Genomic DNA, 10,602 nt, shown 5'->3' on the forward strand with positions numbered 1-10,602 from the left:
TGGTGCTGGATCAGGGTGTGGAGGCGCTGCAGACCTGCTATGAGCAGGCAATCCCCCGGCGCATGGGTGGGGATCTGGTGCAGAATGGCCGTTCCCTCTGATCCCGAATGGGTCCGTGCCGGTGATGCATTCGGACCCCACCGATCAGCGGCCCGACAAACCAGAAGAGGCCTGCGGCATCTACGCCGTACTGGCGCCTGGGGAGCCGGTGGCAAACCTCACCTACTTCGGCCTCTATTCCCTCCAGCACCGCGGCCAGGAGTCGGCAGGTATCGCCGTCTTCGATGCCGGCCACAAGGTGCGGCTGCATAAAGACATGGGCCTGGTCAGCCAGGTGTTCGACCAGGACGTGTTGGAACGCCTGGTCGGCGACCTGGCCGTAGGCCACAACCGCTACTCCACCACCGGTAGCAGCAAGGTGTGCAATGCCCAGCCGGTGGTGCTGATGACCCGGCTAGGCCCCTGCGCCCTGGCCCACAACGGCAACCTGGTGAATGCGGCCGAGCTGCGCCTGGAGCTGGCAGATATCGCCAGCGAGCTCACCTCCACCACCGATTCCGAGTTGATTGCCTTTGCGATCCAGCAAGCGGTGAATGGGGGCCGCGACTGGGATGGGGCAATCCGCCATGCCGCCAGCCGCTGCCGCGGCGCCTTCAGCCTGGTAATCGGCACGCCCCAGGGCTTATTTGCCCTGCGCGATGGTCACGGCATCCGCCCCCTGGTGTTTGGTCACATCGGCGATCTGGCTGATGCCCAGTGGGTTGTTAGTAGTGAGTCCTGTGGTCTCGACATCATCGGCGCTGTTTTTGACGGAGATGTGGAACCAGGCGAGATCATCCATTTCAGAGCGGGTGATCCCCTGCCGGAGCGCAGCAGCTGGTGCGTGGAGGAGGCCAAGCTCTGCATCTTCGAGATGATTTATTTCGCCCGACCCGACAGCCGCTTTTTCGGCGAATCCCTCTACAGCTACCGGGTGCGGATCGGCGAGGCCCTGGCCCGGGAAACGCCTGTGGCGGCAGACATTGTCATCGGTGTACCCGATTCCGGCATTCCGGCTGCCATCGGTTATTCCCAGGCGAGTGGCATCCCCTTTGGCGATGGCCTGATCAAGAACCGCTACGTGGGTCGCACCTTCATCCAGCCCACCCAGGCGATGCGCGAGGCGGGTATCCGGGTCAAACTCAACCCCCTGCCCGATGTGCTGGCGGGCAAGCGGGTGGTGGTGATCGACGATTCGATCGTGCGCGGCACCACCAGTCGCAAGTTGGTGCAGGCCCTGCGCGATGCCGGGGCCCTAGAAGTGCACATGCGGATTAGTTCGCCGCCGGTCACCCACCCCTGTTTCTACGGCATCGACACCGACACCCAGGACCAGCTGATCGCTGCCCGGCTCAGCCTCGCTGAGATCTCCTCCCACCTGGGCGTCGATTCGCTCGCCTACCTGAGTCAGCAGGGCATGGTGGAGGCGGCCCAGGCAAATTCCAGCCATTTCTGTACGGCCTGCTTCGACGGAAGCTATCCAATCGAGATGGACGAGCAGGTGCGCTCCAGCAAGTTGATGTTGGAGCCCTCCGGAATCGCTGCCAGCGTGCTGCTGCACCGGTAGTTGCACTACCAGCTGCACCGGTAATGGCCCGGCACTAGGGGGTGTTGATCAACGGCACCAGCTCGCGAAGTTGCTGGCCCGCCGGAAGATCGAGGCAGATGCCAGCACCGCCGCAGTCTTCCGGGGTCAGCTGGCTGAGCTCGAGACGGCCGCTCCAGCCCCTGTCGCTCAGCAATCCCACCAGGGGCCTGTCGGCTCCGCTCAGGTCGATCAGGGCATCGCCCCGCTGCTGGATCCGCAGGCCGATCTGGCCCATGTCACCGCGCTGGCACGGGCGCAGGCTTGAGATCCGCAGCAGCTTCAGCTGCCCGGCTCCGCTGGCCAGCAGCAGGCTGGCCGATTCGTCAGGGGCGCAGGCTGCCCCCACCACCACCTCGCCTGGCAGCAGCCGCATCAGCATCGGGCCCTGGGCCGCACGGCCCATCAGCGGCAGGTTGGCTTCGTTCATGAGGAGCCGGAGCATCCGCCCGGTGCTGCTCGCCACCACAAGGAGGTCCCCTTCCTGGCCGCTCACCACCCGGCGCAGGCTCACCCCTTCCTTGAGTTTGAGCACCGTGGTGGCCCGTCCAGATAACTCCTGGAACTCCCCTACGGGCAGGCGTTTGAAGCGTCCGTCGCTGCTCAGGAGCCCCAGGCTTCCCTGTTTCGGCAGTGGCAGCACTTGAACCACCTGCTCCCCTTCGAGGCTTTCGGGCAGGAAGCGCTCCAGATTGCCGGGCTGTTGGGCGGCAAATTCCCAGCGCAGCAGGGCCACCCGACCACTCACCGTGAAGGCAAGCAACAGCGGTTGGGCGGCGATGGGCAGGATCAACCTGGCGGGAGCTGGTTGCTCGGCCAGTTCTGCGGGCTCCTCGAGGTGGAGGCGACCCAGCATCTGGGGGCTGATGATCTTGACAGCCCCATCCGCCTGGATCAGCAGGCGACTATCCGGGTTGAGAGCTGCATAGGCCTGTTGCCTCTGGAGCTCGGCGTTGGGGCGAACCGCCGCGGCCCGCTGGGCCACCAGGGCGTCACCCCCCTCCACCAGGCGGGTGCGACGGGGTGTCGCAAAGCGCTTGCGCAACGACTTCAGCTCGGCCACCAGGGTGCTGAGCAGCAGTGTCCGGTTGTCGAGAAGCTGGCGCAGCTGGCCCTGCTCGGTGGCCAGGTTGTCCGCTTCCTTGCGCAGGCTTGCCTGCTCCAGCCCGGTGAGGCGCCGCAGGGGCATGGCCAGCACCGCATCGGCCTGGCGCTCGCTCAGATCGAACTGCACCTGCAGGCCCGCCCGGGCACTGGCGGCATCACTGGCAGCGGTGATCAGGGCGATCACCCGTTGCAGGGCGTTGAGGGCTTTGATCAGACCCTCGACAACTTCGAGTCGATCCTCACAGCGCTTGAGGGCGTAGCGGGTGCGCCGGATCAGGGTGAGTTCGCGGTATTCGAGGAATTCCTGCAGCAGGCGCCGCAGGCTCAGCTGTACCGGCTGGCCATTGACTAGGGCAAGCAGAATTGCCCCAAAATTGCTCTGCAGGGCGGTGCGGCGCTGGAGGTCGGCCAGCACGGTTTCGGCATTGGCGTCCCGCCGCAGCTCCACCACCACCCGCATGCCATCCCGGTCGCTCTCGTCGCGGATGTCGGCAATGCCGCCGATCTTGCCTTCGTTCACCTGCTCTGCCAGTTTCTCGATCCAGCCCGCCTTGCTCAGCTGGTAGGGCAGCTCGGTGATCACCACGGCGCCGCGGCGGTGCCGGCCCTTGCCGGGTTGGACTTCCTCGATGTGGGCCACCCCCCGCATCGGGATGCTGCCTCGGCCCAGCAGGTAGGTGTCGCGCAGGCCCTGGCCCACCAACACCTCGCCGCCCGTGGGGAAATCCGGACCCGGTACCAGCTCCAGCAGCTTTTCGTCGCTGAGATCCGGGTTGCCCACCAGGGCGATCAGGGCATCCACCACCTCGCCCAGGTTGTGGGGCGGGATGTTGGTGGCCATGCCCACGGCGATGCCGGTGCAGCCATTGAGGAGCAGGAAGGGCAGCTGGGCGGGCAGAACCGTTGGTTCCTGTTGGGAGCCGTCGAAGTTGGGGGCAAAGTCAACGGTTTCGCTGCCGATTTCATCGAGGAGCCCCTCATTGGCGATCGGGGCCAGGCGGGTTTCCGTGTAGCGCATCGCCGCCGCCGGATCGTCGTCGACGGAGCCGAAGTTGCCGTGGCCATCCAGCAATGGATGGCGGCTGGCGAAGGTCTGCACCTGGCGCACCAGGGCGTCGTAGACGGCCTGGTCGCCGTGGGGGTGGTATTTGCCCAGCACGTCACCGACCACCCGGGCGCACTTGCGGTAGGGGCGATCGGGGGTGAGGCCCAGCTCATGCATCGCGAAGAGAATCCGTCGCTGCACTGGCTTGAGCCCGTCCCGCACATCCGGCAGGGCCCTTCCCACGATCACGCTCATCGCGTACTCGAGGTAGGAGCGCTGCATCTCCTGATGCAGGGCGATCGGCTGGATGCGCGGATCGTTGCCCGGATCCCTACCCGGATTGTTATCCGGTCCGCTGGATTCCCCTGAATGCTCCTCGGCCATCCGTTGCTGTGGTCTGGGGAGGGAAAGTGGGGCTCAGCCTACAGATGCTGTCCAGGGATCCCCAGCCCATCTGGGGGGTTCAGTTCACGCTTGGCCTCACTCCTCCTCGCTGCTTTCCCCCTCAGGACTGGCATTGGCCAGGGCCCGATCCACCACCGGCTTGAGCTCGCCCAGCAGCAGCAGTTGCTGGGTGGTGCTGCGCAGCTTCGGGCCCCAGAGCTGTTCTTTTTGATAGCTCTCCAGCACGTAGTTGGGGTCGCTGTCGAGGGCTTTGCCGGCCAGTTCCAGGGCTTCGCTGCGCCTTTCGGCGCCACTGGCAAACAGGCCGGCGGCCAGGGCCAGGGTCGGTTCGGCAGCGTCTGGTTTGATGCCCAACACCTGGCGCCAGCGCTGGATGGCGGCCTTGTTCTGGCCCTGCTCGAACAGCACCAGCCCCTGGTTGTTGAGGGCTTCCCAGAAGTCTTTGCGCAGGGAGGAGGCCCGCTCAAAGGCCGCCAGGGCCTCGCCGCTCTGGCCGAGAAGGATGCGGGCGTTGCCGAGGTCGAAGTAGGCTCCCGCATTGCTCCTGTCGAGCTTCAGGCCCTGCTCCAGCAGGTTGATGGCCTCACTTGGCTTGCTGGCCCGCAGGGCAAGGGAGCCCTCGGCAAACCAGATGCCCGGGTTGCGGGGATCGAGTTGTTTTGCTTTCGCCAGGGAGATGCCGGCCTGCTCCAACTGGTTGCTGCGCAGCTGAGCCTCGGCCAGCAGCACCCAGCCGCGGGGGTCTTCAGGCAGCAGCTGCACGGTCAGGGCCGCAAGGCGCGCCGCATCCCCGGCCTGGCCTAGGCGCAGCAAGCGGGCGGCCGCCTGGGCAATTCCCATTCCGGCGCCTTCGAGCTCCTGGCGTTGGGGCACATAGACGTAGGGCACCAGGGCCTTGGCGGGTAGGCCCGTGGTGAGCAGCAGTCCGATGGCACCAACCAGAGACCAACAAGTGCGCAACCGGCGCCGTGCCATCGCTTGGGTACAGGTTTGGCCACCCTAGACATGGTTGCCCTCACTGGCCCTGAGGTTGCGACGCCACATCCAGGGTTTGATCCGTCGCAGGGCCGAGGCTCGCAGTTTTTCATCCCACTCCTCGTCGCCCCACTGCAGGGCCGATTCGGCCCGCAGATCCAGCAGCCAGGGCCGCGGCTGCAGATCCGGGTCGTTGCTGCTCGCCAGGGGCTGCTGGTTCCAGGGACACACCTCTTGGCAGATATCGCAGCCGGCCACCCAGCCCTCCAGTGCCGTGGCGATGGCGGCGGGCAGCTCGGCATCGCGATTTTCGATTGTGTGGAAGGCGATGCAGCGGCGGCTGTCCACCACAAAGGGTTCGCTGATGGCGCCGGTGGGGCAGGCCGGCAGGCAGCGGCTGCAGCTGCCGCAGAGGGGCTGGGCGGGGGCGTCGGCGGGCAGCTCCAGGCTGGTGAGCAGGTGGCCCAGCAGCAGCCAGGAGCCCCGTTTCCGGTGGATCAGGTTGCCGTGCTTGCCGATCCAGCCCAGGCCCGCCTCTTCGGCCCAGGCCTTGTCCAGCAGCGGGGCGCTGTCGACGCAGGCTCGCCAGCGCACGCCGGGCACCTGCTTCTCCAGCCAGCGGCCCAGCCGCCGTAGGCGGCCATCGATCAGCCGGTGGTAATCGCGGCCCCAGCCGTAGCGGGCTACCTTCAGGGAGCCTGGGGCCCGCTCGGTTGCCACGTAGTAGTTGAGCCCCACCGCCAGCAGGCTGCGCACCCCCGGCAACAGCTGCTCCACCGCGCGCCGGCGCGGGTCGGCCATCCAGGCCATGTCGGCCTGATATCCCGCCGCCAGCCAGCGCTCCAGGGCCGCCGTTCGCAGGCCCAGGCGCTCTCCGGCGGGCACGGCGGCGAGGCCCACCGGGTCAAACCCCAGCTGGCGGGCCTGCTGTTTCAGCTGGAGTGCCAGCTCCCCGTGGGCGTTGTGCGCCATCGCCCGTACACTTGCGCCGTTATCCCAATCTGCCGCGAGCATCCGCCTGTGAGCACTGCCTCCTTCGGCCGCCAGGGCCATCTGCTGCGTTGGCTTGGCCTCACCCTGGTCGTGTTGTTCGGGCTGCATTTGCTGGCCCTGGTGGCCAGTTGGAACTGGTCGCTTGAACCCTTCCGCTCCCTGCTCGCCGAAAGGTTGGTCAACGAGGCGCCCCTGGCCCTGGTGGGTTTGCTGTTGATGCTGTTCGGCAGCCGTCTCGACCATCCCGCCGCCGGCCGCACCCCCCTGCGCTTGCTCGTGGCCGTTCTGGCCATCCTGCTGGCCCTGGCGATGGTGGTGGGGGTGCCACTTTCGATCGGTGCCAGCCAGGCCCTGGAGGAGCAGGCCAGCCAGGCCGATGGGGCCATCGCCCAGCAGTCTGCCCAGCTGGAGAGGCAGAAGCAGCAGCTGCAGGACCCTGCCTTTGTGGATCAGTTGATCGCCCAGGCGGAGCAAAACGGCCAGATACCCGAAGGCGCCAGTTCGGAACTCAAGAGACAAAAAGCCCAGGAGTTCATCGAGACCCAGCTCAAGCCCCAGCTCGAGCGGGCGGAGCAGCAACTCGCCCAGGCTGGCCTGGGCCGGGATGTGGCCGTTCAGCAGCGCCGCTATGCCGGCACCGGTGCCGCAGTGGTGCTGGCGATCGGCTTCGTGCTGGTGGCCCTGGTGGCCCTGCTCTGAATTAGGCGCTAGGTGCGGCTGGCTGGCTAAGTTGCAGAGTGGTAGCTGCAGGCCGGATTTCCGGATTGTCACTTGGTTCAAGCCAATCCCAAGACAGATCAGCCCCTGGGGGACCGGCTTCAGGCTGACCTCAAGAACGACCTGATCGCCGGTTTGCTGGTGGTGATTCCCCTGGCTACCACGATCTGGCTGGCCACCACGGTGAGCCGTTTTGTGCTGGCTTTTCTCACATCTATCCCCAAGCAGTTCAACCCTTTCAATACCCTCAGCCCCCTGCTGCAGGAGCTGATCAACCTGGGGGTTGGGCTGCTGGTGCCCCTGCTCGGCATCCTGCTGATCGGCCTGATGGCCCGCAACATCGTCGGCCGCTGGCTGTTGGAATTCGGCGAGGGCACCCTGCTGCGCATTCCCTTGGCGGGCTCGGTCTACAAGACCCTCAAGCAGCTGCTGGAAACTTTCCTGCAGGGCAACTCAACTAAATTTCGTCGCGTGGTGCTGGTCGAATATCCCAGGGAGGGGCTCTTTGCCCTGGGGTTTGTGACCGGCGTGATTGGCAGTGCCCTCCAGGCCGGCCTGCCCGAGCCCATGCTCAGCGTATTCATTCCCACGGCCCCCAATCCCACCACTGGCTGGTACACCCTGGTGCCGGAACGCTCCGTCAAGGACCTTGAGATCTCGGTGGAGGATGCCTTCCGCACCATTATTTCCGCCGGCATCGTCAACCCTGACGAGCGGTCCACTCCCAATCGCAGTTTTTCCAGCCTGCTGGCCCAGCTGCGCACCCCCCAACTCTCCTGATGCAGAGCCGCACCCTCTCCCGCGAACTGGCCCTGCTGATGCTGGGTCAGATCAGCGACCGTGGTGGCCCAAAGCCGGTGCTGCCCACCGCCATGGATGGCCTGCTGCAGCAGGTGCTCGCCACCTTGAGCCAGCACGTGCGCGACGCCCTTGACCGATCCGCAGAGGATCTGCAGATAGCCCAGCAGCAGTTACTGGACAGCGAGTTGCAGGAGCAGGGTGAGCAGCAGCTGCCGCGGGTGCGTCAGCACCTAAATGCGGGTCTGGCGGCGGCCGAGCAGGCCATCAATCGCCTCTCCGCCAGCCTGGAGTTGCCGCGGCTGTTGCTGCTGGCCGATCAGGATCAGGTGCGCCGCGGAGCCCTCGCCCGGGTGGAGGCCGTGCTGCGCGACCGCGAACTTATCGATGGTCGGCTCGATGGGGTGATGGAGGGTTGGCGGCTCACCCGCCTGCCCCGCATCGACCGCGACATCCTGCGTCTGGCCGCCGTGGATCTCGACAGCTTTCAGACCCCCCCGGCGGTGGCCTGCAACGAGGCCGTGGAGCTGGCAAATCGCTACAGCGACGAACAGGGGCGCCGCATGATCAATGGGGTGCTTCGCCGTTTCACCGCCGCCCGAGCGGTGGCGGGAGCCTGAGGGCGCCATGGCTTACGACTGGTTTAACCGAACTGGGCCTGACCCAGCAGACGCCAATCAGGACGCCCTGGAATGGGCCCGGCTGGCCTACGCCCGGCTGAAGGCCCAGCAGGAGGAGCAGAAGCAGGAGCAGCAGGAGGATCACAAGGAGGCGCCACCAGAGGCCATTGCACCTCCTCCCTCCCCAGAACTTTCCTCCCCAGAACCGACACCCGTCCTGTCCCTGCTCGAGCAGGCGGCGGCCCAGAGGGCCGAACGGCAGCAGGCCATCGGCCTCGCGACCCCTGAAACCGCAGCAGCCCCGCAAGCTGCCCCAGGCCCCGAGCCCAGCCTGGGTGACTTCGACACCGTCTTTACCTGGTCTGCCGAGGTGCTGGCGGCCCAGGGCAAGCGCGCCGATCAGGTGTCTCTTGAGGAGATCGACTGGCTCGGCCGCCTGCGCGGGGGCCTGGAGAAAACCCGCCAGGGCTTTGTCACCCAGCTGCTCGACAAGCTCGGCGATGACCCCCTCACCCCGGAGGTGCTGGACGATCTAGAAACCACCCTGCTGCGGGCTGATGTGGGCGTGAAGGCCACCGATCAGGTGCTCGATGCCCTGCGCCAGCGCCTCAACCTGGAGGTGGTAGATCCCAGCGAGGGGCTTCGCTTTCTCAAGGAGCAGCTGCGCGCCATTCTCGACAAACCGATCAAGGCCAGCCCGGCAGCCTTGCTGGCTCCCAAGCGGCAGCAGCTCAATGTGTGGCTGCTGGTGGGTGTCAACGGCGTCGGCAAGACCACCACCCTGGGCAAGCTGGCCAATTTGGCCGTGCGCAGTGGCTACACCTGCCTGATTGCGGCTGCTGACACCTTCAGGGCCGCTGCGGTGCAGCAGGTGCAGGTTTGGGGCGAGCGTAGCAACGTGCCGGTGGTGGCCAACCCCAGCGCCAATGCCGATCCGGCGGCGGTGGTCTACGACGCCATCGGTGCGGCCCAGGCCAAGGGCACGGAGCTGGTGCTGGTTGATACGGCCGGCCGGCTGCAGACCAAGCACAACCTGATGGAGGAGCTGGCCAAGGTGCGCCGCATCATTGACAAGTTGGCTCCCGAGGCGGTTGTGGAGTCATTGTTGGTTCTCGATGCCAGCCAGGGTCAGAACGGGCTGCGCCAGGCCATGGCCTTTGCCAAGGCGGCTGGCCTCACCGGCGTGGTGCTCACCAAGCTCGATGGCAGTGGCCGCGGCGGCGTCGCCCTGGCGGTGGCATCGGAGGCGGGGCTGCCAATCCGTTTTATCGGCGCTGGCGAGGGTATTCGCGATCTGCGCCCCTTCAACAGCTTTGAATTCGTCGAGGCCCTCCTGGCTCGGTGAGCAACAAGCCGCCACCGCGCCCCCCGCAGCAGGCCAGCCCGGTCCTCTCGGCGGCAGCTTCCCTGCGGCAGTTACTCGACAGCCTCAGCCGGGAGCAGCGCCGCAATCAGGAGCTGCTCGCCTCCCTGGCCTTCACCCTGCGCAGCTTCACCAACCTGGGCCGCTTCCTGGAGCTGGTGCCCCTGGTGGCATCCCGGCTGGTGGAGGCAGAGGGGGCCGTGCTGGTGGTGTTTCACGAAGATGGCCGCATCTGGCGCGAGCAACTCCAGGCTTCGCCTGGGGATCGCTGTGCCGAGCTGGTGCGTCAACTGGCTGCCCTCGGGGATGGGGAGCTGACCCTGCTCGACCAGCTGGTAGGCCGCTTGCTGGGCGGTAGCCAGGTGTTTGCCACCTCGGTGATGGCCCGCAGCGTGCAGCGGGGGCGGCTTTATGTCTTTAGTGGGCGCCAGGGCTTTGCCTGGAGTGAGGTGCATCGACGCCACCTGCAGCTGGTGGCCGATCTCAGCGCCGTGGCCCTGGAAAATGATGCCCTGCAGCAGACCATGCGGCGCCATGAGCGCCTCGATCGCCAGCTCAGTACGGGCGCGGAGATCCAGGCCCAGTTGCTGCCCGATCACTGCCCCGTGATCGACGGAGTCGAGCTGGCCGCCCGCTGCCGGCCCGCCTTCCAGGTGGGTGGTGACTACTACGACTTCATCCCCACCCGCCCCCAGTTGCAGGGCCAGCGCCGTGAGCAGGCCCGCTGGGCCCTGGTGATGGGAGATGTGATGGGCAAGGGTGTGCCCGCGGGCCTGTTGATGACCCTGTTGAGGGGCATGTTGCGGGCGGAGGTGTTGAGCGGCCACTCCCCGGAACGGATCCTTCACGATCTCAACCAGCTGGCCCAGGAAGACCTGGCCCATTCGCACCGTTTCGTCACCCTCTTCTATTCCGATTACGACCCCAAAACCCGCCGGTTGCGCTTTGCCCATGC

At 66.4% G+C, this 10,602-nt stretch carries 9 protein-coding genes; 6 read left to right on the forward strand and 3 right to left on the reverse strand.

All coding sequences use genetic code 11. The features are described from left to right. The first annotated feature begins 124 nt into the window (after positions 1–124). Positions 125–1,606, forward strand: a complete 1,482-nt coding sequence (gene purF / locus KBZ07_RS10645) for an amidophosphoribosyltransferase (protein ID WP_254931597.1) — start codon at positions 125–127, stop codon at positions 1,604–1,606. Between the two features lie 34 nt (positions 1,607–1,640). Here purF and KBZ07_RS10650 read toward each other — a convergent pair whose 3' ends face one another. The 3 genes from KBZ07_RS10650 to queG form a co-directional block, all read right to left on the reverse strand. Then, positions 1,641–4,058 carry a DNA topoisomerase (ATP-hydrolyzing) subunit A gene (locus KBZ07_RS10650; protein WP_254931598.1) on the reverse strand — a complete coding sequence of 806 codons (2,418 nt, stop codon included), beginning with the start codon at positions 4,056–4,058 and terminating at the stop codon, positions 1,641–1,643. Between the two features lie 198 nt (positions 4,059–4,256). Next, a complete protein-coding gene (locus tag KBZ07_RS10655) occupies positions 4,257–5,156 on the reverse strand; it encodes a tetratricopeptide repeat protein (RefSeq protein ID WP_254931592.1) in 900 nt (299 codons plus the stop codon). 24 nt (positions 5,157–5,180) lie between these two features. After that, complete coding sequence (gene queG / locus KBZ07_RS10660) at positions 5,181–6,128, reverse strand: tRNA epoxyqueuosine(34) reductase QueG (RefSeq protein WP_254931593.1); 948 nt, start codon at positions 6,126–6,128, stop codon at positions 5,181–5,183. Positions 6,129–6,176: 48 nt separating this feature from the next. Here queG and KBZ07_RS10665 point away from each other — a divergent pair, with 48 nt between their 5' ends. The 5 genes from KBZ07_RS10665 to KBZ07_RS10685 all read left to right on the forward strand — a co-directional run. Beyond that, positions 6,177–6,848 carry an HpsJ family protein gene (locus tag KBZ07_RS10665; protein ID WP_254931594.1) on the forward strand — a complete coding sequence of 224 codons (672 nt, stop codon included), beginning with the start codon at positions 6,177–6,179 and terminating at the stop codon, positions 6,846–6,848. A gap of 72 nt (positions 6,849–6,920) precedes the next feature. Continuing rightward, positions 6,921–7,646 carry a DUF502 domain-containing protein gene (locus KBZ07_RS10670; protein ID WP_197152674.1) on the forward strand — a complete coding sequence of 242 codons (726 nt, stop codon included), beginning with the start codon at positions 6,921–6,923 and terminating at the stop codon, positions 7,644–7,646. Further along, positions 7,646–8,284, forward strand: coding sequence for a transcription antitermination factor NusB (gene nusB / locus KBZ07_RS10675; protein WP_254931595.1), 639 nt, complete (start codon positions 7,646–7,648; stop codon positions 8,282–8,284). The genes KBZ07_RS10670 and nusB overlap by 1 nt, the downstream gene beginning before the upstream one ends. A gap of 7 nt (positions 8,285–8,291) precedes the next feature. Then, positions 8,292–9,629: a signal recognition particle-docking protein FtsY gene (ftsY, locus tag KBZ07_RS10680; RefSeq protein WP_254931599.1), complete on the forward strand. Its 1,338-nt coding sequence runs from the start codon at positions 8,292–8,294 to the stop codon at positions 9,627–9,629. Beyond that, positions 9,626–10,602: SpoIIE family protein phosphatase (locus KBZ07_RS10685; protein WP_254931596.1), on the forward strand; the 977-nt coding region annotated here is incomplete at its 3' end. The genes ftsY and KBZ07_RS10685, both read left to right, overlap by 4 nt.

Source organism: Cyanobium sp. BA20m-14 (assembly GCF_024346295.1).

What these genes read in the sequence shown, in the direction of transcription:
- purF (WP_254931597.1), top strand. Translation starts at nt 125, where the DNA reads ATGCATTCGGACCCCACCGATCAGCGGCCCGACAAACCAGAAGAGGCC.
- KBZ07_RS10650 (WP_254931598.1), bottom strand. Translation starts at nt 4,058, where the DNA reads ATGCAGCGCTCCTACCTCGAGTACGCGATGAGCGTGATCGTGGGAAGG.
- KBZ07_RS10655 (WP_254931592.1), bottom strand. Translation starts at nt 5,156, where the DNA reads ATGGCACGGCGCCGGTTGCGCACTTGTTGGTCTCTGGTTGGTGCCATC.
- queG (WP_254931593.1), bottom strand. Translation starts at nt 6,128, where the DNA reads ATGGCGCACAACGCCCACGGGGAGCTGGCACTCCAGCTGAAACAGCAG.
- nusB (WP_254931595.1), top strand. Translation starts at nt 7,646, where the DNA reads ATGCAGAGCCGCACCCTCTCCCGCGAACTGGCCCTGCTGATGCTGGGT.
- ftsY (WP_254931599.1), top strand. Translation starts at nt 8,292, where the DNA reads ATGGCTTACGACTGGTTTAACCGAACTGGGCCTGACCCAGCAGACGCC.